The sequence below is a fragment of the Herbaspirillum sp. C7C2 genome, from assembly GCF_022627865.1.
Lineage (GTDB): Bacteria > Pseudomonadota > Gammaproteobacteria > Burkholderiales > Burkholderiaceae_D > Herbaspirillum > Herbaspirillum frisingense.
The window spans coordinates 21,413-48,320 of sequence record NZ_JABXGI010000027.1; the positions used below are offsets into that span (position 1 = coordinate 21,413).

Here is a 26,908-nt window from a genome sequence, read left to right on the forward strand (position 1 = left end):
CGTTTTGATTCATTCCTTTCTTTTCTAGGATTCAACAATGACATTCAAACCCGCTCGTCTGCTGGTGCTGCTGTTCGCAATTGCTTCCATCCCGGCCTTCGCCCAAAACCTGGCCGTCGTCAACGGCAAGGCGATTCCGTCCTCCCGCGCCGAACTGATGGTCAAGCAGATGACTGCGCAAGGCCAGCCTGATAGCCCGCAACTGCGCGGCGCCATCAAGGAAGAGCTGATCAACCGTGAAATCCTGATGCAGGAAGCCGACAAGCAAGGCCTGGCCAACAGCACCGACGTCAAGAACCAGCTGGAACTGGCCCGCCAGTCCATAGTGATCCGCGCCCTGATCGCCGACTACCTGAAGAAGAACCCGGTGTCGGACGCCGACATCAAGGCTGAATACGACAAGTTCAAGGCCCAGGCCGGCGACAAGGAATACCACGCCCGCCACATCCTGGTGGACAAGAAGGAAGACGCCGAAGCTATCATCGCCAAGCTGAAGGCCGGCACCAAGTTCGAAGACCTGGCCAAGCAATCCAAGGACACTGGTTCGGCCGCCAACGGTGGCGATCTGGACTGGGCCAGCCCGGCCTCCTTCGTCAAGCCGTTCTCCGACGCCATGGTGGCCCTGAAGAAGGGTGACATCACCCAGACTCCGGTGCAGACCCAGTTCGGCTGGCATGTGATCAAGCTGGAAGATGTGCGCGCTGCCAAGGTCCCGACCCTGGAGGAAGTCAAGCCGCAGATCGCTGAAGCCCTGCAACAGAAGAAGCTGCAGGCCTATCAGGAACAACTGCGCGCCAAGGCCAAGGTGCAATAAGTCCCTCCGGCCTGCGCAGCCCGAGTGGCTGAAGGAAGACCCAGGTCTTCCAGCGCCCTCCACCGACATGCCCGGACAAGGTTTCCTTGCCGGGCATGTTGCTTTTTAGCTACGAATTAACGCACAACTCATGCGGTAGCCGTCAAAAAAACGTCCAAATCCTTCGCAATTTCTCCAAAAAGCGTCTTTTTGATGCCTTCCCGCCCTACGGGAACACTATCTTCTGCGTCATAGTGAAGATTTATTCTTATAAAAGATTTATCCAATAAATTTTTTATAAACATATAAATTCACTAAATAATTAAAAAAGAAGAATAAACCTGCACCATTTTGCGCAATTTACGAACCATCGTTCTGATATTCTTCGTCCCTGTTCCAAATAGGGACAGGCTGCGAATCGCCACGGGAGCAGGAAGCAAGGGAGTCCTGGTTCGCAGCCAAGAAAAAGGTGTTTCGGGGAGAAGCACACAAGGCCGATCCACGACGCCATCAACAACACAACATTCGTGCTTTCAGGAGAGATACCTATGAAGAAGAGTTCCATGCTGCTGCTGGCAGCCGGCCTGACCACCGGCGGTGCCGCGTTTGCCCAATCCACCGTGACCATCTATGGCATCGTCGATACCAGCATCCGCTATCTGAGCAGCGACAATGCGCAGGGCAACAGCAACGTGCGCATGGATAACGGCGCCATCGCCAACAGCCGTCTGGGCTTCAAGGGTACCGAAGACCTCGGTGGCGGCCTGAAGGCCATGTTCCAACTGGAAAACGGCTTCAACGGTGACACCGGCGGCATGAGCAGCGCCAACACCATCTTCAACCGTCAATCCTGGGTTGGCCTGGGTGGCAGCTTCGGCAAGGTGTCCATCGGCCGTCAGAACACGCCCCTGTTCGACCTGATGGCTGACCACTTCGACCCGCTGACCGTCGGTAACTACGACAGCAACTCCTGGCTGCCGGCTGCTGGTACCCTGGTGCGCAACAGCAACATGATCAAGTACTACGGCAGCTTCAGCGGCTTCAACGTCGGCCTGTCCTACGCCGCTGGCGAACAAGCCGGTTCGGCCCGCCGTGGCAGCCAGATCAGCAGCTCGCTGCAATACACCACCGGCCCGTTCTCGGTCGGCGGCGGCTGGCAGCAAACCGTGAGCGCCACCAACAGCGACAACAAGGACACCACCTACAACCTGTCGGCGTCCTACAAGATCGGCGCAGCCAAGCTGTTCGGCGGCTACTACAACATCAAGGACAGCACCGGCACCACCGCTGCCTACATGGCCATGAGCAACAGCACCGCCTCGGCGGGCGGCATCGCTGGCGTGCAACGCAAGGACAAGGGTTACTTCCTGGGTACTTCCTACCAGGCAACCGCCGCCCTGTCCCTGACTGGCGCCTTCTACTACGACAAGAGCCAGAACGCCTCGGTCGCAGGCGTGGGCAATGTCGGCGACGGCAAGCGTTACGCCGTGGTGGCCTGGGCGGACTATGCGCTGTCCAAGCGTACCCAGCTGTACACCATCGTGGACTACAACAAGGCCAAGGACGCAGCCCGCTACGAGCTGACCGGCCAGGCCGCCGGCAAGGACAACGTCACCACCCTGGGTGTTGGCATTCGTCACATCTTCTGATCCGGGCGTGAAGGCGCTCTCCCTCGGGAGAGCGTGCTAACAACGGGAAGCATTCAGAAAGCAGAAAGAAAAAGCGCAGTTCCGAAAGGAACTGCGCTTTTTTTCGCCTGTACTGTCTGACCAGTCCCGGATCACCCACCAGCAGGGCAACCCGGACTCCGTCACGCGTCCGGCATCATGTCGTCAGATCGACGATCAGCCCACCCACTTGCGCGCATTACGGAACATGCGCATCCACGGCGAATCCTCGCCCCACGTATCCGGGTGCCAGGATTGGGTCACGGTGCGGAACACGCGTTCGGCGTGCGGCATCAGGACCGTGAAGCGGCCGTCCGGAGTGGTCACCGAGGTGATGCCCTGGGGCGAGCCGTTCGGGTTGAACGGATAGGCTTCGGTGGCTGCACCGCGATGGTCGACGTAGCGCATGGCGATGATGGCCTTGTCGATGTCGCCGGTCTGCGAGAAGTCGGCAAAACCTTCGCCGTGGGCGGTGGCGATCGGCGCCTGGGTGCCGGCCATGCCCTGCATGAAGATGGACGGCGAATCGGCCACTTCCACCATCACGAAACGCGCCTCGAACTGCTCGGACTTGTTGCGGGTGAACTTGGGCCAGGCTTCGGCACCCGGGATCATGGACTTCAGGTTACTCATCATCTGGCAGCCGTTGCAGATCCCCAGCGAGAAGGTGTCCTGGCGCTGGAAGAAGCGCGAGAACTGCTCGGCCAACTGGGCATTGAACAGGATGGTCTTGGCCCAACCTTCGCCGGCACCCAGCACGTCACCATAGGAGAAGCCGCCAACAGCAATGAAGCCCTTGAAGTCATCCAGCTTGGCGCGGTTGGCGATCAGGTCGCTCATGTGCACGTCCACGGCGGTGAAGCCGGCCTTGTGCATGGCGTAGGCGGTCTCGATGTGCGAGTTCACGCCCTGCTCGCGCAGGATGGCGACCTTGGGACGGGCAGCAGCCCCCAGCGACAGGTAGGGTGCGGCGATGTCTTCCTGCGGGTCGAAGCTCAGCTTGGGCGTCATGCCGGGGTCGGCGGCGTCCAGCAGGCGCTCGTATTCGGCATCGGCACAGGCCGGGTTGTCGCGCAGGCGGGCGATGCGCCAGCTGGTCTCGCTCCAGATGCGATGCAGCTCGGCACGTGGCTGGCTGTAGATGTTCTTGGCGTCGCGCATGAACTCGACCACGTCACGGTCGTTGGGCTTGCCGATGATATGGCTGCAGGCGCCCAGGTTGTAGCTGCGCAGCACGTTCATGACGTCCGACTTCTGCTCCGCCGGGACCTGGATCACGGCGCCCAGCTCTTCGCTGAACAGTGCACGCAGGGTCAGTTCATTGCGGCGCTCGGCCACTTGCGTGGTCCAATTCTTGGAATCGCCCCAGTCGGCGGCATGCTCGCCTTCCATGGTCAGGATGTCGAGGTTGACCGAGATGCCGGTGTGGCCGGCAAAGGCCATTTCCACCAGGGTGCCGTACAGGCCGCCGTCGGAACGGTCATGGTAGGCCAGCAGACGCTCTTCGGAGTTCAGTTGCTGGATGGCGTTGAAGAAGGCCTTCAGGTCCTCGGCGCTATCCACGTCCGGGGTCTCGTTGCCGATCTGCTGCATGACTTGCGTCAGGGCCGAGGCGCCCATGCGGTTCTTGCCGCGACCCAGGTCGATCAGGATCAGGACGGTCTCGCCCTTGTCCTTGCGCAGTTGCGGCGTGAGCACGCGGCGCACGTCGGTCACCGGGGCGAACGAGGAGACGATCAGCGACACTGGCGAGGTCACCGACTTGGCACCCTCTTCGTCGCTCCAGGTGCTGCGCATGGACAGCGAGTCCTTGCCCACGGGGATGGACACGCCCAGCGCCGGGCACAGCTCCATGCCGACGGCCTTGACGGTGTCGAACAGGGCGGCATCCTGGCCGGGCTGGCCGCAGGCTGCCATCCAGTTGGCCGACAACTTGATGTCGCCGATCTCGGCGATCGGGGCGGCGGCGATGTTGGTGATGGCTTCGCCGACAGCCATACGGCCCGAGGCCGGGGCGTCGATCACCGCCAGCGGGGTGCGTTCGCCCATGGCCATGGCCTCGCCGCGATAACCTTCCAGGCCCATGGCGGTCACGGCCACGTCAGCCACCGGCACCTGCCAGGGGCCGACCATCTGGTCGCGCACGGTCATGGCGCCCACGCTACGGTCACCGATGGTGATCAGGAAGGACTTGTCGGCCACGGCCGGCAGGCGCAGCACGCGCTGGGCCACTTCCACCAGGTCCATGCCGGTCAGGTCCACCGGTGGCAGTTGCTTCTCGACGTGCGTCACATCGCGGTGCATCTTGGGCGGCTTGCCCAGCAGCACGTCCATGGGCATGTCCACGGGGCTGTTGTTGTGTTCGGGGTCGATCACCTTCAGCTGGCGCTCTTCGGTGGCGGTACCGACCACAGCGAAGGGCGCGCGCTCGCGCTCGCACAGGTATTTGAAGAGGTCCAGGTGTTCCGGCAGGATGGCCAGCACGTAGCGTTCCTGGGACTCGTTGCTCCAGATCTCGCGCGGAGCCAGGCCGCTTTCTTCCAGCGGTACCTTGCGCAGGTCGAACAGGGCGCCGCGCTTGGCGTCGTTGGTGATTTCCGGGAAGGCGTTGGACAGACCGCCCGCACCCACGTCGTGGATGGACTGGATGGGGTTCTCGTCACCCAGCGCCCAGCAGGCGTTGATGACTTCCTGGGCGCGACGCTCCATTTCCGGGTTGCCGCGCTGGACCGAGTCGAAGTCCAGGTCGGCGGTGTTCACGCCGGTGGCCATCGAGGAAGCGGCGCCGCCGCCCATGCCGATGCGCATGCCGGGGCCACCCAGCTGGATCAGCAGGCTGCCCACCGGCAGGTCGTTCTTCCTGGTGTGCTTGGCCGAGATGTTGCCCATGCCGCCGGCGATCATGATGGGCTTGTGGTAACCCATCACCTGGCCGCCCACGTTCTGTTCGTAGGTACGGAAGTAGCCGCCCAGGTTGGGACGGCCGAATTCGTTGTTGAAGGCCGCGCCACCCAGCGGGCCGTCGATCATGATCTGCAGCGGCGAGGCGATGCGCTCAGGCTTGCCGTAGATACCGCCCTGGGCGTGGGCGTCGCGCTCGGCGGCCGGCTGGGCCACGTCACGGGCGTTTTCCCAGGGCTGCACGGCGTGGGTCACCATCAGGTTGGAGACGGTGAAACCGGTCAGGCCGGCCTTGGGCTTGGCACCACGGCCGGTCGCGCCTTCGTCGCGGATTTCACCGCCGGCACCGGTGGAGGCACCGGGGAACGGCGAGATCGCGGTCGGGTGGTTGTGGGTTTCCACCTTCATCAGGATGTGGGTCAACTCTTCCGACGCTTCATAGACGTTGCCCTTGGTGGCGCCGCGCTGGTAGAAGCGCGAGATGCTGGCGCCCTCGATGACGGAAGAATTGTCCGAATACGCCACCACGGTGCCCTTGGGCGCCAGTTGGTGGGTGTTGCGGATCATGCCGAACAGGGACTTGTCCTGCACCTGGCCATCGATGGTCCAGTCGGCATTGAAGATCTTGTGGCGGCAGTGCTCGCTGTTGGCCTGGGCAAACATCATCAGTTCGACATCGGTCGGATTGCGCTGCGCCTTGGTGAAGGCTGCCACCAGATAATCGATCTCGTCATCCGACAGGGCCAGGCCCAGTTCGGTATTGGCTGCTTCCAGGGCGGCACGGCCGCCGCCGATGACATCCACGCTCTCCAGCGGACGGGCCTGCAGTTCGGAGAACAGGCCGGCCGCCTCTTGCGGATCGCGCAGCACGGTCTCGGTCATGCGGTCGTGCAGCAGCGCGGCCACGGCCGGCAGGCTGGCTTCATTGAGCTTCTTGGCGCCGCCCAGCAGACCGGTCTTGACCTGCACGCGGAAGATGATGCCGCGCTCGACCCGGTGGATGTGGCTCATGCCGCAGTTGCGCACGATGTCGGTGGCCTTGCTGGCCCAGGGCGAAATGGTGCCGAAACGCGGGATCACCACGAAGGCATCGCCCTCGTCGCTGCCGTTGAAGGGATCGCCGTAGGTCAGCAGGCCGTTCAGGCGTGCCTCATCCTCCTGGGTCAATGCCTGCTGAGCATCGACGAAGTGCAGGTAGCGGCCGGATACGCCGGTAATGGCGGCGTCCACTGCTTGCAATTGGGTCAAAAGGCGTTGGGTACGGAAAGCGGAAAGGGCATTGGAGCCCGGCAGGATCAGCATGGCGAGGTCGAGGCAGTTAGCTTGAATCGGGAAAACCGTCGCAGCATCGCGGCAGGGACCGGTCCACCGACACCGGCCGCACCCTCGGATGTTGCACCGCACTAGGTAAAAACGTGCAGTTTCGGGTACGGCGGACTGATGGATCGTGCGCGCGTTTGCTGGCAGAGCCGGCATTATACAGTGGACGCCGGTCCCCGTCCCAGGCAAAGCGAGCAGTTGGCTGCGCTAGCCGACCACGTCCCGGGTCTCGCCGGCTGCCCGTGGGGACATCTGGGGACATCCGTGTCATCGGTCGCCCGGCGCCGTGCGTTGTCCTTGGAAGCAAGCAGATTGTCCTATGGTGATGGCCAGAATGTGGCTTTGCGGCAATATCCGAACGACAAGGAAATTTCGCGGTATCATTCGGCCCGCATCGGAAACGGCCTGCCGCCACTGCGCGCTCAGGCCACGCGGCGCGGCAGGCAGCCCGCGGCACACCAGCATGCAGAACCGATGACCATGACCACAGCGGCCCGGCCGCTTCCAAGACAAACAGAGTGAACAGCACACATCGACAGATCGCCGTCATCGGCGGGGGACTTTCAGGGATTTGCAGCGCCTACTTCCTGGCCGCCAAGGGCTACCAGGTGGCGGTCATCGAGCGCCGCGCGCACGTGGCCGAGGAAGCCACCTTCGGCGACTCCGGCCTGCTGGCGCCGGGGGCCGCCATGCCCCTGACCCTGCCGGGTGCCATGGCCACCTTTGCCTGCCGTTTCCAGGACGAGCCACGGGTGCTGCTGGCCTCGGGTGCCGACTTCGGCCGGCGCCGCTGGATGCGCCAGACGCGCCAGGCACAACAGCACGAGTTCGCCGAGAACAAGCTGCGACTGTCGCTCCTGTCGGCCTACGGCCAGGGCCTGACCCTGCAATTGCAGGCGCACCACAACATGGAGCACGAAAACGGCAACGGTGTACTCCACCTGTTCCGCCAGCCGGCCGAGGCGGCGCGCATGCCCCACCTGCAGGAAGCCGCCCAGCAATGCGAGTTCAAGCACCAGGCCCTGGATGCGGCGGCGATCCGCACCCTGGAGCCGGCCTTTTCCTCGGAGGCCAAGCTGGCCGGCGCGCTCTACTATCCCGACGACATGGCCGGCAATTGCGTGCTGTTTGCCAAGCAGATGCGCAATGCCGCGCAGGAGCTGGGGGTGAGCTTCCATTTCGATTCCACCGTCCGGACCTTGAGCGCCGACTTCGGCGGTCGCGTTTCCTTGCTGCTGGAGTCACCCCATCTGGCCTCGCACATGCAGGTCGACGCCGTGGTGGTGGCCGCCGGCATGTCCAGCGCCCAGTTGCTGCAGCCGCTGGACACGGCGCTCCCCCTGCGGGCGCTGCAGAGCTATTCAGCCCTGGTGCCGGTCAAGAATCCGGACGATGCGCCCAGCATGGCGCTCTACGACGACAGCTACAAGGTCGCCATGACGCGCCTGGGCGGACGCATACGCATCAGTGGCCTGCTGGGCTTCGTGCCGCCCTCGCAGACGCTGCCGCCCAAGGCTTTGCGCAACCTGCTCAAGATCGCCGGTGACTACTACCCCAATGCCGCCAACTACAACCAGGCCCATTTCTGGAGCAATACCATGGCCCTGCTGCCGCATGGCCTGCCGGTATTGGGCCCGACGCGGCAGGGCAATGTCTTCGTCAACGTCGGTCACGGCGCCACGGGCTGGGCCGCCACGGTGGGCTCGGCACGTCTGCTGAGCGACCTGATGGCCGGAGAAGAACCGGAAATCCCGACCGACGGACTGCTGCCGCGCGATCTGCTGGGCTGACCGCGCCAGAACGAGGTTTAGCGCTTTTTAGCGCTTCATGGCGTCGTAGAAATTTTCATGCGAGCCGAGGCTTAGCAATACAAATTCCTGCGGGCTCTTCTTGTTCGGCTGCAAGCGATACGCCAGCAAGGTTTCTTGCTTGTTGACCTTGAACTTGTAGACGAATACCCCTGCCAGATCGCCTTTTTTTTCTACGCCGATGGCTGGATCGGTGGCAATCGCCATGACGGCCTGGTCAACCACCTTTTTGTCTCTCGCGTGCAGTCTCTTGACGACACGATCAAACGAGGGGGTGCCGAGAATGCTCAACACCATCACACCCCAAAGCGATATTCGGAAAGTTGGCCGGCATCAGCCTCCGCCACCGCCACCAAGGTGCTTTTGATGAACTGAACCGGCAGATCGGGATTGTCTTCGACGGCCTTGCCCAGACGCGCCCAGTATTCAATCTGCTTTGGCACAGAGCGGTGTTCAGCAGCTGCGCGAGGCTTCGCCATATCGACCAGCTCATCCGAAAGTTTCATTGCAATTGCCATATCAGTTCCTTGATATCAGGGTTTTACCGCGCATCACTATGCAACCCTTTGCAACCTTTTGCAACCCCGGCCAGCATCAGGCCCAACAAGCCCAACAGGCCATCCTCTGCAGCAAGGCATGGCACAGAGCCACCCCGCCCCAGATCCAGCCATCAAGCCCGTTTTTTACGACGTCCTGGCCAGCGCATCAGTCACGACGACCGGGCCTCATTTGAGCGCGCCGATTTTTTTCATCTGAGACGGTTCTGCGCCAAGACCCTAATTCACTTAAAATCGACACCGTTGCGCCGGCATCCTGCCTGACGGCCGACGCAAGCTGCCCTTCGTGGCACTGCTGCGCCTTGCCTGAGCTTCACTTCATCCATCCAGCTGTCCAACGAATGCACCAGCGACCACGATCATGAGCGCGCTCCACTCCGTTGCCGAGATCCGCCAAGTCGAACAGCAGGCCCTGTCCGCCCTACCCCCTTACACCCTGATGCAACGTGCCGGCGCCGCCATTGCCGAGTTGGCGCAGCAATTGCTGTGCTCGGCCACGGTGTCCTCGCCGTCTGTCCTGGTGCTGGCCGGCCCCGGCAACAACGGCGGCGACGCGCTGGAGGCGGCCTGCCTGCTGGAAGAAGCGGGGATCGAAGTCAGCGTGCAATTGCATGCCGACGAAAGCCGCCAGCCGGAGGATGCGCGGCGCGCACTGGCCCGCGTGCGCGAAGCCGAGATCCAGTTCATCGACGATCTGAGCGACACCGCCTTGCGCGCCCAGTCCTGGGCCCTGGTGATCGACGGCCTGTTCGGCATCGGCCTGGCGCGCCCGCCCGGCCCCAGGCTGCGGCCCATCATCGACTACATCAACAGCCTGCGCTGTCCGGTGCTGTCCATCGATGTCCCCAGCGGCCTGAATGCCGATACCGGCAGCATCGTCGGCGGACGTGAGGGGCTGGCCGTGCAGGCCACCCATACCATTACCTTCATCTCCGACAAGCCCGGTCTGCACACCTGTGACGGCAGCGACCATAGCGGCCATATCGTGCTGGAACCGCTGGAGATCGACGATAGCCATTTCCCGTCAGCCCGCGCCTTCCTCAACGGCCCGCAATGCTTCGCCACCGCGCTCAAGCCGCGTGCCAACAACAGCCACAAGGGCAGCTATGGCGATGTCATCGTGGTGGGTGGTGCACGCGGCATGGCCGGTGCGCCGGTGCTGGCTGCGCGCACGGCGGCCTTCAGCGGTGCCGGGCGGGTCTATGTGGCCTTCGTCGACGAAGGTCCTGCCTATGACGACAAGCACCCGGAACTGATGTTCCGCCTGGCCGACCGGGTCGAGTTCGGCGCCAGCGCGGCGCTGGTGATCGGCCCCGGCATGGGCACCTCGCGCCACGCGCATGACATCCTGGCGCGTGCGCTGGACAGCGAGGCCGACATCGTCATCGATGCCGATGCCCTGAACCTGATCTCGGCCGAACCGTCCCTGCAGCACAAGCTGCACCGGCGCCACCAGGCCGGTGCCGAGATCACCAGCATCATCACGCCCCACCCGCTGGAGGCGGCCCGCCTGCTCGACAGCAGCACCCAGCAGATCCAGCAGGACCGTCCGCAGGCAGCGCGCCTGCTGGCCCGCCAGTTCAATGCCATCACCGTGCTCAAGGGCGCGGGGACGGTCATCGCCTTCCCCGATGGCGAAATCCTCATCAACCCCAGCGGCAACCCGGCGCTCTCCACTGCCGGTACCGGCGACGTTCTCTCGGGCCTGTGTGGTGCGCTGCTGGCGCAAGGCTGGCCGACCCGCGCCGCTGCCCTGGCTGCCACCTGGATCCACGGCGCCGCCGCCGATCAGCTGGTGGGTGCAGGGCTGGGCCCGGTGGGGCTGACCGCAAGCGAATTCATTCCCGCCATCCGGGCGGTGTTCAACCAGATCATCCGAGACCATGTCCAGCGCCGTCCTGCCGCATCCCCGCATCGCCCCCAGCCATAAGCTGGGCATCCTGTTTCTCATCGCCGGGCTGTGGACGCTGTCGCTACTGGATACCGCAGGCAAGCTGCTGGCCCTGGCCGGCTACCACGTGGTGATGATTGCCTGGATGCGCTACACCATCAATCTGCTGTTCATGGCCGCGACCCTGGCACCGCTGTACCAGCGCCGGCACGGGCGCAGCATCCTGCGGTCCAACCGGCTCGGCCTGCAACTGGGGCGCGGTGCGCTGCTGCTGGCGTCGACGCTGATCTTCTTTTCGGTCCTGAAGATCGTGCCGCTGGCTGAAGGGACGGCGATGAATTTCTGTGCACCCCTGATCGTGCTGGCAATCTCACCCTGGCTACTGGGCGAACGCAGCTATCTCTCGCGCTGGATCGCGGTGCTGGTGGGTTTTACGGGCATGTTGATCGTGATCCGCCCCAGTGGCGACATTCCGCCGCACGGGGTGGCGCTGGGGCTGGTGTCGGCGCTGACGATGGCATTCATGTCCATCCTCAACCGCAAGGCCAGCCAGGCCGACAATCCCATTGTGACGCTGTTCTACGGGGCGCTGGTGGGCAGCGTGCTGTCGACGCTGATGGTGCCTTTCTTCTGGAGCGCCCATACGCCGACAGCCATCGAACTGGCGATTCTGGTGTCCACCGGCATTACCAGCACCATCGGCCACTTCCTGCAGAACACCGCCTACCGGCATGCCGAAGCCTCGGTGCTGACGCCCTTCTTCTATGCCCAGATCATCTCGGCTTCGGGCATGGGCTGGCTGGTGTTCGGGCAATTCCCCGACAGCATCACGGTGCTGGGTATCGCCATCATCTGCGCCAGCGGGATCGGCATTGCCTATATCGAGCACAAACGCGCCCATCCGCTACCGCCGGCCGATCCGATGGAAGCGGTCTGAGCAGGCTCAGAGCAGGCGTCCGGCCGCGATGGTCAGGGTGCGCTCACAGCGCGCGGCGATGCCGTTGTCGTGGGTGACCAGCACCAGGGTGGAGCCGCGTTCGCGGTTCAGTTCAAACATCAACTGGATGACCGATTCGCCGGTGGCCGCGTCCAGGCTGCCGGTGGGCTCGTCGGCGAACAGCAGCGGCGGTTCGGTGACGAAGGCGCGGGCCAGGGCCACGCGCTGCTGCTCGCCCCCGGAGAGGTACTTGGGATAGTGCTTCAGGCGGCTGCCCAGGCCGACCCGGCCCAGCATCTGCTCGGCCTTGGCGCGGGCCTGGCCATCGCCGCGCAGCTCCAGCGGCAGCATGACGTTTTCCAGGGCGTTCAAGTGCCCGAGCAACTGGAAGGACTGGAACACGAAGCCCAGCTTGCGCTTGCGCAGCAACGCCCGGCCGTCTTCATCGAGGGCGTAGATGTCTTCGCCATCGAGCCGCACGGAACCTTCGCTGGGGGTATCCAGTCCAGCCAGCAGGCCCAGCAAGGTGGACTTGCCGGAGCCGGAGGCGCCGACGATGGCCACCGTGGTACCGGCGGCCACGGTAAAATCGATGTCGCTCAAGATAGTCAAACGCCCACCGGGCGCGGCGACATCGGCAACATGTTTGGATAACTGAAGGACTTCAATGGCTGCAACGACGGCGGATTGTGCGGTATCGGTATCAGGAAGGGAAGCAGGCATGCAGGGCAATCAGGCAAGGGGGTCCGGGAGGGGCGCGGCGCGCGCCAGCGTACTGGGCTGGCTGCTGCGGCTGCTGGCGGGTGTCGCCCTGGTGCTGGCGACGGCGAGCGCTTATTCTGCCCCAAAAAACCTGCTCGTGCTCGGTGACAGCCTGTCGGCCGAATATGGCCTGCAACGCGGCACCGGCTGGACCGGGCTGTTGCAGCAACGGCTGCAGCAGGACAAATCGGAACTGCGGGTGGTCAATGCCAGCATCAGCGGCGACACCACCATCGGCGGGCGCAATCGCCTGCCGGCGCTGATGACGCAGCACCAGCCGGACATCCTGGTGATCGAACTGGGTGCCAACGACGCCCTGCGCGGCCTGCCGCTCAAGACCAGCCAGGACAACCTGCAGGCCATGATCGACCTGGCCCGCCAGCAAAAGGCCAAGGTGCTGCTGATCGGCATGCAGATTCCGCCCAATTACGGCCCCGACTACACGCGCCGCTTCGCCGCGATGTACCAGGACCTGGCCAAGGCCAACAAGGTGGCGCTGGTACCGTTCTTCTTCGAGGGCATTGCCGCCGACCTGTCGCTGTTCCAGGCTGACCGCATCCACCCCAACGAACAAGCCCAGCCCAGGCTGCTGGACAATGTCTGGCCACACCTGAAGCCACTGCTGGGCAAGAAGTAAATCCCCCGCCCTGAAAGCCGAAGCCCCTGCCGCCGTCACTGGCGCCAGGGGCTTCGTTCATCCAGCAGAAGAACCGGACAGCTACGCCTCAATGGCGCGCGTACAGGTCCAGGAAACGGCGCAGCAGCCCGGTCGATTGCGGGGTTGCACTGACCTTTTCGCACAGGGCCTGGGCGTCGATACCGCAGCCACGGTAGATGTCGGTGTAGTAGCGCAGGTGGGCGCGCACGAACTCGGGCGAAAACTCCGGGTGAAACTGGGTCGAGTAGACGTTGTGCTTGTGCTTGATCACGTGGTGCGGGTCCATCGGCGAACGGGCCATGACGATGGCGTCCTTGGGCGGCCGCAACACCGACTGCATGTGCAGCATGTGCGCCGGGAAGGCCTCCGGCAGCACGCCCAGCAATTCATCCTGACGGCAGCATTCCAGTGTTTCCACGTGCATGGTGCCAGCAGCCCGGCCGGCCGGGTTGTAGCCGACTTCACCGCCGAAGGCATGGGTCAGCAGCTGGTGGCCGTAGCAGATGCCGAACATCGGCGTATCCAGGGCGGCGGCGTCGCGGATCCATTCGGCGGTGCGCTCGCTCCAGTCTTCCTTGTCGGTCACCATGGCCGGCGAACCGGTGATGAAGACGGCCCGATAGCTGCGCGGGCAGGACGGGCGCTCCCCTTCATAGACGGTCACGACTTCGATTTCGGTGTGGCACAGACCGGCGGCGCAACCTATCTGGTCGGCATAACCACCATAGTTGGTCTTGAGGGCAGGATTGGCATCGCCGGTTTGGATGATCAGGACTGGGGCAGGCATAAAAACGTGGTCGGTATTCAGGGCAAAACATGGCATCGGAAGTATTCCTTGTCGGAAATACACCGAGCGATGCCTTCGAACTTCGACTGGAGGCAGCGACAACTTTACGGCAGCCGTTTATTCCAAAAACGGCGCAAGATGGCATGCGGATGACATTATTTTCACTTCATCAGCACAATATGTGCATTTTCTCGCTGAGTGAAAACTGACCGGGACTGACCAGGATTGACAATATCCGACGAAATCCCGAGGGACAAAAACAGAAAAAGGTCCATCCCCGAACCCTGATCTTTTGGGCATCCCCCGCCTGTACATCCCGCATGCAGGCTGCGCCGGTGTCCATGATGAAACAAAAAAGGCCGCTGGAAAAGCGGCCTCGGTAAATATTTTAGTAAATTGTGGCAGACATGCCGACAACTCCCCTGAACTGGGCGGAGCTGCGCGCCGATTCACGATCCCGGTGCGCGCATGCCCCGTCGCGGGTCACGCCAGCTTACTTGGCGGCGTCATCCGCGCTGACTGCAGCGGCACCCTTGAGCAGCTTGGTCTTGGCCTTCTCGCGCAGGTAGTCTAGGTAAGCCAGGGCTTCCTGTTGCGACAAGGCGGCCACGATCTGTTCCTGCTCGGCCTTGCGGCGGGCGGTGTCGACGGTCTTGGGCTGTTCCACCTTGGTGACACGGTAGATCTGGTAACCCAGGCCCTGCGTCTCGGCGCCGACGTAGGCTGGCAGCTTGGCGGTATCGGCCTTCATGACGGCATTGAAGGCTTCCTGGGTCCAGCCGTCGGACTTCACGCGCGAGACCACCTTGGCATCGCTGAAACCGGTGGCGTCATCCTTGGCCTGCAGCTGTGCCAGGCGTTCCTGGCCGGCCTTGACCGCCAGTGCCTGTTCTTCCTCCTGCAGCACGGCCTTTTGCACATCGGCCTTGACCTCCTCGAACGGACGCTTGGCAACCGGCTTGTAGCTGGTCATGCGGCCGGCCACCAGGGTATTGGGGGCAGTCTGCACGGCTTCGGTATTGTGCTTGGCCTTGATCACGTCGTCGGTAAACAACGCCGTCAGGAACTTGGCATTGTTGTACGGCAGCGGGCCAGCGGCCGGGTTGGGCGCACGGGTCACGCCGGTGGCGGTCTGGATCTTCAGTTTGAGCTTGTCGGAGACGGCCTTGAGGCTGTCGCCGTTTTCATAGACCAGGTTGTTGAACTGGTCGGCCATTTCCGAATACTTCTTGGCGGCGATCTGCTTCTTGATCTCGGCGCCGATCTCGGCCTTGACCGATTCCAGCGGCTTGACGGCGGCCGGCTTGATGCCGGTCACTTCGATCACGTGATAGCCGAAGTCGGATTCCACCGGATCACTGATCTCACCCTGCTTGAGGCTGAAGGCGGCATCTTCGAAGGGTTTGACCATGGCGCCCTTGGCAAAGTAGCCCAGGTCGCCACCGTTTTCAGCCGAACCGGGGTCCTGCGAATTGGCCTTGGCCAGCTTGGCGAAGTCGCCCGGGTTCTTGCGCAGTTGCGCCACCAGGCCTTCGGCCTTGGCCTTGGCGGCAGCCTTCTCGGCTGCCGGCGCGTCCTTCTTGACGGTGATCAGGATGTGGCTGGCACGACGCTGTTCTTCGGTGGCGTACTGCTTCTGGTTCTGCTCGTAGTAAGCCTTGATGTCATCGTCGGTAACGGCAGCCTGGGCGGCCACGGCGGCAGCGTCCAGCACCACGTATTCGATGTCGGCCTGCTCCGGGGTCTCGAAGCGGGCGCCGTTCTTGTCATAGTAGGCCTTGAGCATGTCGTCGCTCACCTTGACCTGGGCGGCATAGCTGTCCGGCTTGAAATTGAGCATCTGCACCGTGCGTTCCTGATCGTTCAGGTTCGACAGGTTCTCGGCCACGGTCCGGGGCGCGAAGGCGGTGCTCTGGATGGCCGCGTTCAACTGCTGCACGGCCATTTCACGGCGCAGGCCGGCTTCGTAGGACTTGGGCGTCATGCCCTGGGCTGCCAGCAGCACGCGATACTGTTCATTGTCGAAGCTGCCGTCCGGCTTGGTCAGGCCGGGGATCTGCAGGATGCTCTGCTGCAGCACCTGGTCCGGCACCACCAGCTTGTTGGCCACCACTTCGGCGCCCAGGGCGCGCTGGGCGATCAGGTTGTCCAGGATGGCGCGACGCGCCTGCGGGCTATCGAAGATCTTGCTATCGAACTGGTTGCCGTACACCTGGCGCATGCGCTCCAGTTGCTGGCGGTGCGCGGCGTCCCATTCTTCCTTGGTGATGGTCTGGCCGGCCACCTTGGCCACGCCGCTGTCGTCGGTCAGGCGGCTGTAGCCCTCCAGGCCGAAGAAGGCGAACGACGGGAAGATGAACAGCAGCAGCAGGAACTGCATCAGGCGCTGGTGAGTACGAATGAAATCAAACATGAATAGCCAATCAATAAACGATCTGGTCAATGAAGGTCAGCGAGGACTGCCGCCGGGCGTCCGCGGATAATAAAAAGGGCGAACTCGCGTTCGCCCTGATCCGGCGCAGGCCCTTGGGCCCGGGACGCACAACGCACACCGTCGTGCTCGCGCGACATTATACACATGCCAATGCCCTGAGGCATCTTTGCGCCCCCGCCGCACCCTAGCGGTCCATCTGGGCCAGTGCCACGCTGCGCAGCTGGAAACGGCCGTCATTATTGAACAGCCAACTCTCCGAGAGTTCGATGCGGCCCTGCTTCAACAGCGCCGGTGGCGGTTTGGGAAAGGGTGCGGCCGTCTTCAGGCTGCCCAGGGCGCTGGCTTCGGCGTGCTTGTCGCGATTGCTGCGCAGGATTTCACTTTTGACCAGATTGCCATCCCCATCGACGATGTACTTGATCACGATCACCGAGCGCAGCAGCGCCTGCGGCCTTTCCACATAAACACTGGTGAAGTTGACCTGGGAAATGCGCTTGGCCAGGTCGACCTTGTAGCCATCCACGGTGGTCGCGGTAGAGGTACCGTCTTCGGTGGTCTTCTTTTGCTCGATCAGGGTGCGCGCCAGCTCGTCACGGGTTTCCTGGGTACTTTCCGGGGCCGAGCAGGCGGCCAGCATGGCCGCCACGCCCACGCCCGAGATGGCCAATCGCCTGACCAACTGGCGCGGCGAGGTCGACAGCCGCGTCGGCCTGGTGCATGTATTCATTCTGGTCTCCTCTCAGATGAACGTTCTTGATTCACTCAATGCCGCTCGTCAATGAAGGATTGGACCGCAAATCGCCGTGCCGATTCCCTGCTCCCGGGAGTCTGGGCGGGCATCCATAGCTTCAATCTATAGCAAGGATTCTGGTCCGCTATTGCAGCAGGGGGTGTCATCCAGCAGTCATATTTTCACCGTACCATCCGCATGCTTTCCACCCCCGGCTGCGCCCCGCAACTCCGCACGGGCGCTGCGTTTGGGCAACAACGCGAGCTAGCGAGACCACTTCCGAGATGATGCACAATCCTTCTTCCGCCGCGCTTGCGCTGCCGCCCTGCCAGGACCCGCAGGAACACAGCGAGACCGGTTTCCTGACCGTGCAGGGCATCGAAAAGCGCTTTGGCGCCTTCACCGCGCTGGATCGGGTATCGCTGGAAGTGCGTCGCGGCGAGATGGTCTGCCTGCTGGGGCCGTCCGGATGCGGCAAGACCACCCTGCTGCGCACCATCGCCGGGCTGGAACGCCAGGACGCCGGCCAGCTCCACGCCGGCGGGCGCGATATCTCCCACTTGCCGCCCCAGGCGCGCGATTACGGCATCCTGTTCCAGTCCTATGCCCTGTTTCCCAACCTGACCGTGGCCGATAACGTCGCCTACGGCCTCACCGGCATGAAGCGTGATGCACGCCGGGATCGGGTCGCGGCCATGCTGGACATGGTCGGCCTGGGCGGCAGCCAGGCCAAGTATCCCGGCCAGCTCTCCGGCGGGCAGCAACAGCGCGTGGCACTGGCCCGCGCACTGGCGCCGTCGCCGTCCCTGCTGCTGCTGGACGAACCGCTGTCGGCCCTGGATGCCCAGGTACGCGAACACCTGCAACTGGAAATCCGCCGCCTGCAAAAGCAGTTCGGCATCACCACCCTGATGGTCACCCACGATCAGGAAGAAGCCATGGTCATGGCCGACCGCATCGCCGTGATGCAGCACGGTCGCATCGAACAGTTCGGCACGCCGGCCGAGATCTACCGGCGCCCGGCCACGCCCTTCGTGGCCGACTTCATCGGCCATGCCAACTGGTTGCCCTTTACCCGCATCTCCGGCTCGCAGGTCGCGGTGGGAGCGCTGCGCCTGGAAATCCAGGCCGAGGAAGCCGAACTGCCCAGCGGCCGCCTGTTCTGCCGTCCGGAATCGGTCGAACTGTTCGCCACCGACGCCACCGCCAACCGTTTCCAGGCGCGGGTGACCGACCGCATCTACCTGGGTAACCGCTACCGCCTGGCACTGGCGGCCGACGCGCTGCCCGGCCAGACCCTGCTGGCCGATGTCAGCGACCAGGCCCATGAACGCCTGGCCGCCCTGCCCGCCAACGACGGCCTGTGGGTGGCCCTGCCGCGCCAGGCCCTGCAGGTGTTTGCCTGAATCTGCGATGAGCCTGCCCTCCTCCCTTTCTTCGTCCGCCATGGCGATCGAACCATCCGTGCAGCCTGCCCCGGCCCTGCGCATGAGCACGGTCGATCGCAGCCAGGGCCTGCTGGCCGGCTTCAAGTGGCTGTTGCTGGTGGTGCTGCTGGTCGGCCTGGGTGGACCGTTGTTGTTCATCCTGGCGCAGGCGGTGCTGCAGCCCGATGGCAGTTGGGCCGGTGCGGCGCCGCTGATGGCACTCTTCGCCAACATCAATTTCCTGCCCATGCTGGGGCGCAGCCTCTGGGTCTCGGCCATGACCGCCGTGGTCACGGTGCCGCTGGCCTATGTCTTCGCCTATGCCCTGCAGCGTACGGGCATCCCCTTCAAGGGCCTGTGGCGCGGGATCGGCCTGTTGCCGCTGCTGGCACCGTCGCTGCTGCCGGGCATCGCGCTGATCTACCTGTTTGGCAACCAGGGCCTGTTCAAGGAATGGATGGACGGCAGCATCTATGGCTTCTGGGGCATCCTGCTGGGTGAAGTGTTCTACACCTTCCCGCATGCCATGATGATTCTCCTGTCGGCCCTGTCGCAGGCCGACGGACGCCTCTACGACGCCGCCCATGCCATGGGCGCCTCGCGCTGGCGCATCTTCCGCACGGTCACCCTGCCGGCCACGCGCTATGGCATCTTCGGCGCGCTGTGTCTGGTCTTCACGCTCACCATCACCGACTTCGGCGTGCCCAAGATCACCGGCGGCGCCTACAGCGTGCTGGCGGTGGAAGCCTACAAGGCGGTGGTCGGCCAGCAGCAGTTCGGGCGCGGTGCGCTGATCGGCTTGCTGCTGCTGGTGCCGGCCCTGCTGACCTTCGCCCTGGACGGCTGGCTGCAGCGCCGCCAGCGCGCCAACATGAGCAGCCGCTCGGAAGTCTATGTGCCCCGCCCCGACTGGCGGCGTGACGGCGTGAACCTGCTGGCAGTAGTCTTGATCGCCGCCGCCATCCTGATGATGATCGTGGTGGCCATGGGCGCCTCGCTGGTCAAGCTGTGGCCCTACAACCTGCAACTGACGCTGCAGCACTATGACTTCGACAACATGGATGGCGGTGGCTGGCTGGCCTATTTCAACAGCCTGAAACTGGCCTGCGGCACCAGCGTGGTCGGCACCGTGGTGATCTTCAGCGGCGCCTGGCTGATGGAAAAGACCCGGGGCCAGGCGCCGCTGTCCGCGCTGCTGCGCATGCTGTGCTTCCTGCCGATGGCGGTGCCGGGACTGGTGCTGGGCCTGGGCAGCCTGCTGTTCTTCAACCATCCGGCCAATCCCTTCAACTTCATGTACGGGACGATGAGCTTGCTGGTGCTCTGCTCCATCGTGCACTTCTACACCACGGCCCACCTCACGGCCGTCACCGCCCTCAAGCAGCTCGATCCGGAATTCGAGGCCGCCTCGCTGTCGCTGAAGGTACCGCTGCTGAAGACCTTTATCCGGGTCACCGTGCCGCTGTGCCTGCCGCAGATGCTGGAGATCTTCCGCTACCTGTTCGTCTCCTCGATGACCACGGTCTCGGCGGTGATCTTCCTGTACCGCCCGGACACCGTACTGGCCTCGGTGGCGGTGCTGAACATGGATGATGCCGGCGATGTCGGCCCGGCCGCCGCCATGTCCACCCTGATCCTGCTGACCTCGGCCGCCGCCGCGCTGCTGATGCACCTGGCCGGCAGCCGCTGGCTGGCGCGTGCCCAGGCCTGGCGTCGTGGACGCGCCCACTGACCGGGTTTCTCCCCTTGTCCGCTTTTACCCTCGCACTTTTTTACCCTCGCGTTTCCGACGCTTTTTCAACCTAGCCATTCACAGACGAAGGCCATCATGAAAAAAACCAAGCTATTTTCCCTGCTCGCATCGGTGATCGGCGCCGGCATGCTGTTGGCGGCACCAGCCGTGCACGCGGCCACCACGCTGACCGTCTACACCGCCCTCGAAGCCGACCAGATCAAGGCCTACCAGGCCGCCTTCCAGAAGGCCAATCCGGACATCGAAATCAAGTGGGTACGCGACTCCACCGGCATCGTCACCGCCAAGCTGCTGGCTGAAAAGGCCAACCCGCAGGCCGACGTGATCTGGGGCCTGGCCGCCACCAGCCTGGCCCTGCTGGACAAGGAAGGCATGCTGACCCCGTACGCACCGCAAGGCCTGTCGGCCATCGACGGCAAGTACCGCAGCGCCGCCAATCCGCCGGCCTGGGTCGGCATGGACGTGTGGGCCTCGGCCATCTGCTTCAACACCGTGGAGGCGCAGAAGCAAGGTCTGCCCAAGCCGACTTCCTGGGCCGACCTGACCAAGCCGGTCTATGCCGGCAAGATCGTCATGCCCAATCCGGCCTCTTCCGGTACCGGTTACCTGGACGTCTCGGCCTGGCTGCAGATGATGGGCGAAGACAAGGGCTGGGCCTACATGGACGCCCTGCACAAGAACATCGGCCAGTACACCCACTCCGGCTCCAAGCCCTGCAAGCAGGCGGCCACCGGTGAATTCCCGATCGGTATCGCCTTTGAGTACCGCGCCGTGAAGACCAAGAAGGAAGGCGCGCCCATCGACGTGATCCTGCCGGCCGAAGGCCTGGGCTGGGACATCGAAGCTACCGCCATCGTCAAGGGCAGCAAGCACCTCGAAGCAGCCAAGAAGCTGGCCGATTTCTCCGCCAGCAAGGACGCCATGGCGCTGTACGAAAAGAACTTCGCCGTGGTCGCCATCCCGGGCGTGGCCAAGCCGGACGAACTGCTGCCGGCCGACTACGAAAAGCGCCTGATCAAGAACGACTTCACCTGGGCCAGCACCAACCGTGATCGCATCCTGACCGAGTGGAGCAAGCGCTACGAAAGCAAGTCCGAGAAGAAGCAATAAGCACGCTGTAACAAGCACGCCGCAGGCAGGCCCCAAGCATTGAGGCCCGCCTAGGCAGCACGCCGTCGCAGCCCACCTGCGACGGCGCGTGGAGAGGACCACAGGACGCCGACAGAGCGTCCGTCCACAACAGGCAGCACCACATCTCGCAACCGTATCCGATGGAGCATTCCCATGACGCAATCCCCCTCAGAACACGATCCGCAACACTTCGACCTGGCCGTGGTCGGGTCCGGCATCCTCGGCCTGGCGCATGCCTATGCGGCCGTCAAGCGCGGTCTCAAGGTGGCCGTGTTCGAACGTACCGGCACCCCGCTGGGCGCTTCCGTGCGCAATTTCGGCATGGGCCTGGTGACCGGCCAGCCGCCCGGCATCATGCTCGACCTGGCACGTGAAAGCCGCGCCATCTGGCTGCACCTGGCCGCGCGCGCCCACTTCAGCGCCCGCGAAGCCGGCACCCTGCTGTTTGCCCGCAGCGAGGCCGAGCACGATGTGCTGCAGGAATTCATGATGGTGCGCGCCCGCCAGTACGACTACCGCGCCTCGCTGCTGGAAGGCGACAAGCTCAACGCCCTCTACAACGGCCGCTTCCGCCATCACCGTTCGGCCCTGCATGGCACCGAAGACCTGCAACTGTATTCCCGCGAGGCGATGCCGGCGCTGGTGGCCTACCTGCACTCGCAGGGCGTGCATTTCCGCTTCAATACCCTGGTGCATGGCACCGCCGATGGCCGCCTGTCCACCACGGCCGGCGAATTCCGCGCCGAGCGCGTGGTGGTCTGTTCGGGTCACGACTACCTGACCCTGTTCGCCGATCGCCTGCAGCCGATGAACCTGAAACAGTGCCGCCTGCAGATGCTGCGCCTGAAGACCGAAGAGCCGCTGCCACTGACCCATGCGGTGTTGACCGGGCTGTCCTGCACCCACTATGGCGCCTTCTCGGACCTGCCGACCGCGCGCGCCGTGCATGCCGAGATCGAGGCCAATGCGCCCCTGCTCAACAAGCACGGCATCCACCTGCTGGTCAGCCCCACGCCGTACCAGGAACTGATCGTGGGCGATTCGCACCACTACGGCAGCGATTCGCCGCCCTTCAACAGCGAAGAGGTCGATGAACTGATGCTGGGCCTGGTGGAACACACCCTCGCCACCCGGGTCAAGGTGCTCGAGCGCTGGCAAGGCGTCTACGGCAGCAAGGGCCCGGGACCGTTCTCCGCCCTGCCCATCGATGCCCACACCTCGGTGGTACTGATGCACACCGGCATCGGCATGAGCGTGGGCCTGGGCCTGGGCGAGCGCGTGGTCAAGGCTTTGCTGGAAGGTGACAGCCTGCCTACGCCCACTGCCCAGCCGGCACCGGCGACGGCGCTGGCCTGATCGTTTTACCCTCGGCATCCCTCTCCGGCGCGGCGGCTTCGCTGCCGCGCCACCGGTCTTCGACCGGCCCGCTATCCTTCCCCGCGTTCTCGTCCGCTTCCCTTCCCGCTACACCTGCCCTGACGTCCGCTTCAGGTTTTTCTGCCTGTTCCTGACAGAAAAAACTTCACTCCTTGCCTGGACAGATGCGAGCCCCCTGACATCGTCGCTGCATCGCAATAGCCACTCCCCGCCCTGCAAAGCCTTGCCAGAGGCCACTTTGCCTGCTGCAGCGCAACCTGAAATCGCCGTCCTGCGCTGTAAGCTTGTGTAAGTTTGAAGCAAGTCTTGCGTAAGTTTGACGTCGCACACTCCCGGCATGGACAAGTGGGTCCTTACGCAAGCAATGCGAAGCCAATATCGCGGTTTGTGTCTGACGGGGAAGGCGAGGGAGGAATCTTCATGCTGTCTCCGGTGCGTTCTTGCATAACGCCCCATTCGACCATCTGTTGCATCTGTTGCACCTGTTGCATCGCAGGGTCCGTACCCCGGGTACCGCAGGCATCCATGCAGTAGCAATATCAATTAAAACCAAGGAGACAAACATGACCACAGCATCAGTCAACACGACTGCGCGCGGCATCACACCGGAGGAGAAGAAAGTCATCTTCGCCTCGTCGCTAGGCACCGTTTTCGAATGGTATGACTTCTACCTCTACGGCTCGCTCGCGGCCATCATCGCCAAGCAGTTCTTCGCCGGCACCGATCCCAACACTGCCTTCATCTTTGCGCTGCTGGCCTTTGCCGCCGGCTTCATCGTGCGCCCCTTCGGCGCGCTGGTGTTCGGCCGCCTGGGTGACCTGGTAGGTCGCAAGTACACCTTCCTGGTGACCATCCTGATCATGGGCGCATCGACCTTCATCGTCGGCGTGCTGCCCAACTACAACTCCATCGGCATCACCGCCCCGATCATCCTGATCATCCTGCGCATCCTGCAGGGCCTGGCACTGGGCGGCGAGTATGGCGGTGCGGCTACCTACGTGGCCGAACACGCGCCGGAAGGTCGTCGCGGCGCCTTCACCGCCTGGATCCAGACCACCGCCACGATGGGCCTGTTCCTGTCGCTGCTGGTGATCCTGGGCGTGCGTACTGCGGTGGGTGAAGCCGCCTTCGCCGACTGGGGCTGGCGCATTCCCTTCCTGGTCTCCATCCTGCTGCTGGCTATCTCTGTGTGGATCCGCATGTCCATGAACGAGTCGCCCGCCTTCCTGAAGATGAAGGCTGAAGGCAAGACCTCCAAGGCTCCGCTGACCGAAGCCTTCGGCCAGTGGAAGAACCTGAAGCTGGTCATCCTGGCGCTGGTGGGCCTGACCGCCGGCCAGGCCGTGGTGTGGTACACGGGTCAGTTCTATGCCCTGTTCTTCCTGACCCAGACCCTGAAGGTCGATGGTCCCACCGCCAACATCCTGATCGCTGCCGCCCTGCTGCTGGCGACGCCCTTCTTCCTGTTCTTCGGTTCGCTGTCGGACAAGATCGGCCGCAAGCCCATCATCCTGGGTGGTTGCCTGATCGCCGCCGTCACCTACTTCCCGATCTTCAACGGCCTGACCCACTTCGCCAACCCGGCGCTGGAATCGGCTCTGCAAAAGTCGCCGGTGATCGTGACCGCCGACCCGGCCAGCTGCCAGTTCCAGTTCAACCCGACCGGTACCAAGAAGTTCACCTCGTCCTGCGACATCGTGAAGGCCAAGCTGTCGGCCGCTTCGGTGAACTACCAGAACGTGGCAGGCGCACCGGGCTCGGTGGCCACCGTCAAGATCGGCGATCGCGTCATCACCTCCTATGAGGCCAACGGCCTGTCCAAGGAAGATGCGGCCGCCAAGGACAAGCAACTGTCCAAGGAACTGGCTGACGACATCAAGGCTGCCGGCTATCCGAGCAAGGCTGATCCGGAGCAGATCAACAAGCCCATGGTCCTGCTGCTGCTGTTCATCCTGGTGCTGTACGTGACCATGGTCTACGGCCCGATCGCCGCCGCCCTGGTGGAAATGTTCCCGACCCGCATCCGCTACACCTCCATGTCCATGCCCTACCACATCGGTAACGGCTGGTTTGGCGGCCTGCTGCCGACCACCTCCTTCGCGCTGGTGGCCTTCAAGGGCGACATCTACTACGGCCTGTGGTACCCGATCGTGATCGCCATGATCACCTTCGTGATCGGCCTGCTGTTCGTCAAGGAAACCGTGCACAACAACATCCACGACTGACCGCAAGACATACCCGCTTTAACGCCCCGCGCCCTGTCGCGGGGCGTTTCTTTTGGGCGTCGCGACCGTGGCAGTCGATATGCCTGCGGGCTCTCGCGAATAAGCTCAAGTTGTGTCCTGCCCCCTCCCCGCAGCAAAAACATTCCAATCCTCCAGACAAGCCCATCAGGAAATCTCCGATGGACGCGTTGCTGAAGATTCATACACTAGGGCCAATGACGCAGACGCTGCGTCGCGCGCAGGAAAATCCCTCTCAGGAGGGGGACGCCAGCCTTGCCAGTGCGCATGACAAAAACCAACCATGTAAGCCCTTTGCCATGACATTCCTTGATTCTTTCCGATTCCTATCTCGTCTCAGCAAGAAGAAAGCCGATACGCTGGGGCAGCTCGCCGCCATTGACAAGGCGCTGGCCGTCATTGAGTTCAGCCTCGACGGAAAAATCATCAAGGCCAACAGAAATTTCCTCGATCTGATGGGCTACTCGCTCGTCGAGATCAAAGGCCAGCACCATCGCATTTTCGTGGCAGAGGAAGAACGCAATACGCCGGCGTACGCAAAATTCTGGGAAAAGCTCGCGCGTGGCGAATTTGAACAGAGTCTCTATCGTCGCATCACGAAATCGGGTGCCGAGGTCTGGATTCAGGCCACCTACAATCCCATCATGGATGCTTGGGGACGGCCCTTCAAGATCGTCAAATATGCGCGCGACGTCACGCAACAGCAGCTACAGGTGGCCGACTTCTCGGGCCAGATCAAGGCGATCAACAAGGTCCGCGCCGTGATCCAGTTTGATGTCGCAGGAAACATACTCCACGCCAACGACAACTTCCTGCAGGCGGTGGGCTATACACTTGCTGAAATCCAGGGCAAGCATCATTCCATCTTCGTCGAGCAGACCGAGCGCGCATCTCCTCAATACAAGGATTTCTGGCATCGCCTGGGCATGGGGCAAGCTGATGCAGGGCTGTATCGCCGCGTCAAGAAAAATGGCGATCCCTTGTGGCTACAGGCGAACTACAACCCCATCTTTGACATGAATGGCCGCGTCTTCAAGATCGTCAAATATGCGACCAACGTCACCATCCAGACACAGGCCACCCAGACTCTGCAGGCAGCGGTGAAGGGCCTGACCGGCGCGCTCAGTGAGGGATCGAGCAGTGCGCAGAAGGCGAACAATCTCGTCAAGGCGACCTCCTCCGTCGTTGTGCAAGGGGGCGAGGTCATGAATGAAGTCGTTCATAAGATGAGCGCAATCAATGCCAGCGCGGCAAAGATTACCGAGATCATCGCCGTGATCGACGAGATCACCTTCCGCACAAATCTGCTTGCCCTGAATGCGGCAGTCGAGGCTGCGCGAGCCGGCGAGCACGGGCGAGGATTTGCCGTGGTTGCCAGCGAAGTGCGCAGCCTGGCACAACGCACGGCGGCCTCGGCCAGTGAGATCAAGACCCTGATCGGTGAATCGGTCAACGAGGCCCGGGAAGGATCTGACCTGGTCACGAACGCGGGGAAGACCATGAGCACCATCGTCGAGTCGATCAACAACATCAGCGAAATCATCGAGACGATCAGCGTCTCCGCCCACAATCAGACCAATGAGATCGAACATGTCAACGGGGCATTGGAGCAGTTGCAAATCCTGATGAAATAAGCCGGGACGGGAAAAGTGGGATTAGGGCCTGTTCACATTTAATCTGCGAGATGCGTTGGCGCCAGAAGGCGTGGTGGCAAGGCGCGCGTCAGGGTTGG

General features: G+C 63.1%; 20 protein-coding genes. 13 read left to right on the top strand and 7 right to left on the bottom strand.

The features are described 5' to 3' along the window. Positions 1 to 37: 37 nt before the first annotated feature. Both HWE04_RS22170 and HWE04_RS22175 read left to right on the top strand, forming a co-directional pair. Entirely contained in the window at positions 38 to 814 is a 777-nt protein-coding gene (locus HWE04_RS22170) for a peptidylprolyl isomerase (protein ID WP_006712622.1), read from the top strand. A gap of 527 nt (positions 815 to 1,341) precedes the next feature. Next, positions 1,342 to 2,442 carry a porin gene (locus tag HWE04_RS22175; RefSeq protein WP_241813715.1) on the top strand — a complete coding sequence of 367 codons (1,101 nt, stop codon included), beginning with the start codon at positions 1,342 to 1,344 and terminating at the stop codon, positions 2,440 to 2,442. A gap of 195 nt (positions 2,443 to 2,637) precedes the next feature. Here the strand turns inward: HWE04_RS22175 and purL are convergent, their stop codons facing one another. After that, a complete protein-coding gene (gene purL, locus HWE04_RS22180) occupies positions 2,638 to 6,663 on the bottom strand; it encodes a phosphoribosylformylglycinamidine synthase (protein WP_241813716.1) in 4,026 nt (1,341 codons plus the stop codon). 536 nt (positions 6,664 to 7,199) lie between these two features. Here purL and HWE04_RS22185 point away from each other — a divergent pair. Next, positions 7,200 to 8,471 (top strand): FAD-dependent oxidoreductase, encoded by a 1,272-nt coding sequence (locus HWE04_RS22185; protein ID WP_241813717.1) that lies wholly within the window; start codon positions 7,200 to 7,202, stop codon positions 8,469 to 8,471. A 27-nt stretch (positions 8,472 to 8,498) separates the two neighbouring features. On the opposite strand, the gene HWE04_RS22190 is transcribed toward HWE04_RS22185, so the two are convergent. Continuing rightward, a complete protein-coding gene (locus HWE04_RS22190; RefSeq protein ID WP_241813718.1) occupies positions 8,499 to 8,786 on the bottom strand; it encodes a type II toxin-antitoxin system RelE/ParE family toxin in 288 nt (95 codons plus the stop codon). Next, complete coding sequence (locus tag HWE04_RS22195) at positions 8,786 to 9,007, bottom strand: TA system antitoxin ParD family protein (RefSeq protein WP_039876271.1); 222 nt, start codon at positions 9,005 to 9,007, stop codon at positions 8,786 to 8,788. The genes HWE04_RS22190 and HWE04_RS22195 overlap by 1 nt, the downstream gene beginning before the upstream one ends. A 400-nt stretch (positions 9,008 to 9,407) precedes the next feature. On the opposite strand from HWE04_RS22195, the gene HWE04_RS22200 reads away from it, so the two are divergent. Both HWE04_RS22200 and HWE04_RS22205 read left to right on the top strand, forming a co-directional pair. Then, positions 9,408 to 10,976: an NAD(P)H-hydrate dehydratase gene (locus HWE04_RS22200; RefSeq protein WP_241813719.1), complete on the top strand. Its 1,569-nt coding sequence runs from the start codon at positions 9,408 to 9,410 to the stop codon at positions 10,974 to 10,976. After that, positions 10,930 to 11,874, top strand: a complete 945-nt coding sequence (locus HWE04_RS22205) for a DMT family transporter (protein WP_241813720.1) — start codon at positions 10,930 to 10,932, stop codon at positions 11,872 to 11,874. The genes HWE04_RS22200 and HWE04_RS22205 overlap by 47 nt, the downstream gene beginning before the upstream one ends. A 6-nt stretch (positions 11,875 to 11,880) precedes the next feature. Here the strand turns inward: HWE04_RS22205 and HWE04_RS22210 are convergent, their stop codons facing one another. Further along, complete coding sequence (locus tag HWE04_RS22210; RefSeq protein WP_241813721.1) at positions 11,881 to 12,597, bottom strand: ABC transporter ATP-binding protein; 717 nt, start codon at positions 12,595 to 12,597, stop codon at positions 11,881 to 11,883. On the opposite strand from HWE04_RS22210, the gene HWE04_RS22215 reads away from it, so the two are divergent. Continuing rightward, the gene (locus tag HWE04_RS22215) at positions 12,596 to 13,273 is read left to right on the top strand and encodes an arylesterase (RefSeq protein WP_274620190.1); all 678 of its coding nucleotides are present in this window, start codon (positions 12,596 to 12,598) and stop codon (positions 13,271 to 13,273) included. The genes HWE04_RS22210 and HWE04_RS22215 overlap by 2 nt on opposite strands. 88 nt (positions 13,274 to 13,361) lie before the next feature. Here the strand turns inward: HWE04_RS22215 and HWE04_RS22220 are convergent, their stop codons facing one another. Next, positions 13,362 to 14,081, bottom strand: coding sequence for a glutamine amidotransferase (locus HWE04_RS22220; protein ID WP_241813722.1), 720 nt, complete (start codon positions 14,079 to 14,081; stop codon positions 13,362 to 13,364). A gap of 29 nt (positions 14,082 to 14,110) precedes the next feature. Between HWE04_RS22220 and HWE04_RS22225 the strand changes: the two genes are divergently transcribed. Then, positions 14,111 to 14,290, top strand: coding sequence for a hypothetical protein (locus HWE04_RS22225; RefSeq protein ID WP_241813723.1), 180 nt, complete (start codon positions 14,111 to 14,113; stop codon positions 14,288 to 14,290). Between the two features lie 284 nt (positions 14,291 to 14,574). On the opposite strand, the gene HWE04_RS22230 is transcribed toward HWE04_RS22225, so the two are convergent. Beyond that, positions 14,575 to 16,494 (bottom strand): SurA N-terminal domain-containing protein, encoded by a 1,920-nt coding sequence (locus HWE04_RS22230; protein ID WP_241813724.1) that lies wholly within the window; start codon positions 16,492 to 16,494, stop codon positions 14,575 to 14,577. 205 nt (positions 16,495 to 16,699) lie between these two features. Further along, complete coding sequence (locus tag HWE04_RS22235; protein WP_241813725.1) at positions 16,700 to 17,242, bottom strand: hypothetical protein; 543 nt, start codon at positions 17,240 to 17,242, stop codon at positions 16,700 to 16,702. Positions 17,243 to 17,529: 287 nt separating this feature from the next. Here HWE04_RS22235 and HWE04_RS22240 point away from each other — a divergent pair, with 287 nt between their 5' ends. The 6 genes from HWE04_RS22240 to HWE04_RS24500 all read left to right on the top strand — a co-directional run bounded on the left by HWE04_RS22240 (position 17,530) and on the right by HWE04_RS24500 (position 26,810). After that, the gene (locus HWE04_RS22240; protein WP_241813726.1) at positions 17,530 to 18,651 is read left to right on the top strand and encodes a putative 2-aminoethylphosphonate ABC transporter ATP-binding protein; all 1,122 of its coding nucleotides are present in this window, start codon (positions 17,530 to 17,532) and stop codon (positions 18,649 to 18,651) included. A gap of 7 nt (positions 18,652 to 18,658) precedes the next feature. Beyond that, positions 18,659 to 20,404, top strand: a complete 1,746-nt coding sequence (locus HWE04_RS22245) for a putative 2-aminoethylphosphonate ABC transporter permease subunit (protein ID WP_241813727.1) — start codon at positions 18,659 to 18,661, stop codon at positions 20,402 to 20,404. Between the two features lie 147 nt (positions 20,405 to 20,551). After that, entirely contained in the window at positions 20,552 to 21,535 is a 984-nt protein-coding gene (locus tag HWE04_RS22250; RefSeq protein WP_370546059.1) for a putative 2-aminoethylphosphonate ABC transporter substrate-binding protein, read from the top strand. 174 nt (positions 21,536 to 21,709) lie between these two features. Then, positions 21,710 to 22,912 carry a TIGR03364 family FAD-dependent oxidoreductase gene (locus HWE04_RS22255; RefSeq protein WP_241813728.1) on the top strand — a complete coding sequence of 401 codons (1,203 nt, stop codon included), beginning with the start codon at positions 21,710 to 21,712 and terminating at the stop codon, positions 22,910 to 22,912. Between the two features lie 584 nt (positions 22,913 to 23,496). Continuing rightward, on the top strand, positions 23,497 to 25,158 hold the full coding sequence (locus HWE04_RS22260; RefSeq protein WP_006712641.1) for an MFS transporter: 1,662 nt from the start codon (positions 23,497 to 23,499) through the stop codon (positions 25,156 to 25,158). Between the two features lie 179 nt (positions 25,159 to 25,337). Beyond that, positions 25,338 to 26,810 carry a methyl-accepting chemotaxis protein gene (locus HWE04_RS24500; RefSeq protein WP_274620191.1) on the top strand — a complete coding sequence of 491 codons (1,473 nt, stop codon included), beginning with the start codon at positions 25,338 to 25,340 and terminating at the stop codon, positions 26,808 to 26,810. The last annotated feature ends 98 nt before the right edge of the window (positions 26,811 to 26,908 follow it).

Bases quoted from the DNA above. Each gene is read 5' to 3' on its own strand.
- HWE04_RS22190 (WP_241813718.1), bottom strand. From the start codon at position 8,786: ATGGTGTTGAGCATTCTCGGCACCCCCTCGTTTGATCGTGTCGTCAAG.
- HWE04_RS22220 (WP_241813722.1), bottom strand. From the start codon at position 14,081: ATGCCTGCCCCAGTCCTGATCATCCAAACCGGCGATGCCAATCCTGCC.
- HWE04_RS22245 (WP_241813727.1), top strand. From the start codon at position 18,659: ATGAGCCTGCCCTCCTCCCTTTCTTCGTCCGCCATGGCGATCGAACCA.
- HWE04_RS22240 (WP_241813726.1), top strand. From the start codon at position 17,530: ATGATGCACAATCCTTCTTCCGCCGCGCTTGCGCTGCCGCCCTGCCAG.
- HWE04_RS22175 (WP_241813715.1), top strand. From the start codon at position 1,342: ATGAAGAAGAGTTCCATGCTGCTGCTGGCAGCCGGCCTGACCACCGGC.
- HWE04_RS22205 (WP_241813720.1), top strand. From the start codon at position 10,930: ATGTCCAGCGCCGTCCTGCCGCATCCCCGCATCGCCCCCAGCCATAAG.
- HWE04_RS22170 (WP_006712622.1), top strand. From the start codon at position 38: ATGACATTCAAACCCGCTCGTCTGCTGGTGCTGCTGTTCGCAATTGCT.
- HWE04_RS24500 (WP_274620191.1), top strand. From the start codon at position 25,338: ATGGACGCGTTGCTGAAGATTCATACACTAGGGCCAATGACGCAGACG.
- HWE04_RS22260 (WP_006712641.1), top strand. From the start codon at position 23,497: ATGACCACAGCATCAGTCAACACGACTGCGCGCGGCATCACACCGGAG.
- purL (WP_241813716.1), bottom strand. From the start codon at position 6,663: ATGCTGATCCTGCCGGGCTCCAATGCCCTTTCCGCTTTCCGTACCCAA.
- HWE04_RS22250 (WP_370546059.1), top strand. From the start codon at position 20,552: ATGCTGTTGGCGGCACCAGCCGTGCACGCGGCCACCACGCTGACCGTC.
- HWE04_RS22195 (WP_039876271.1), bottom strand. From the start codon at position 9,007: ATGGCAATTGCAATGAAACTTTCGGATGAGCTGGTCGATATGGCGAAG.
- HWE04_RS22215 (WP_274620190.1), top strand. From the start codon at position 12,596: ATGCAGGGCAATCAGGCAAGGGGGTCCGGGAGGGGCGCGGCGCGCGCC.
- HWE04_RS22225 (WP_241813723.1), top strand. From the start codon at position 14,111: ATGGCATCGGAAGTATTCCTTGTCGGAAATACACCGAGCGATGCCTTC.
- HWE04_RS22255 (WP_241813728.1), top strand. From the start codon at position 21,710: ATGACGCAATCCCCCTCAGAACACGATCCGCAACACTTCGACCTGGCC.
- HWE04_RS22200 (WP_241813719.1), top strand. From the start codon at position 9,408: ATGAGCGCGCTCCACTCCGTTGCCGAGATCCGCCAAGTCGAACAGCAG.
- HWE04_RS22230 (WP_241813724.1), bottom strand. From the start codon at position 16,494: ATGTTTGATTTCATTCGTACTCACCAGCGCCTGATGCAGTTCCTGCTG.
- HWE04_RS22235 (WP_241813725.1), bottom strand. From the start codon at position 17,242: ATGAATACATGCACCAGGCCGACGCGGCTGTCGACCTCGCCGCGCCAG.
- HWE04_RS22210 (WP_241813721.1), bottom strand. From the start codon at position 12,597: ATGCCTGCTTCCCTTCCTGATACCGATACCGCACAATCCGCCGTCGTT.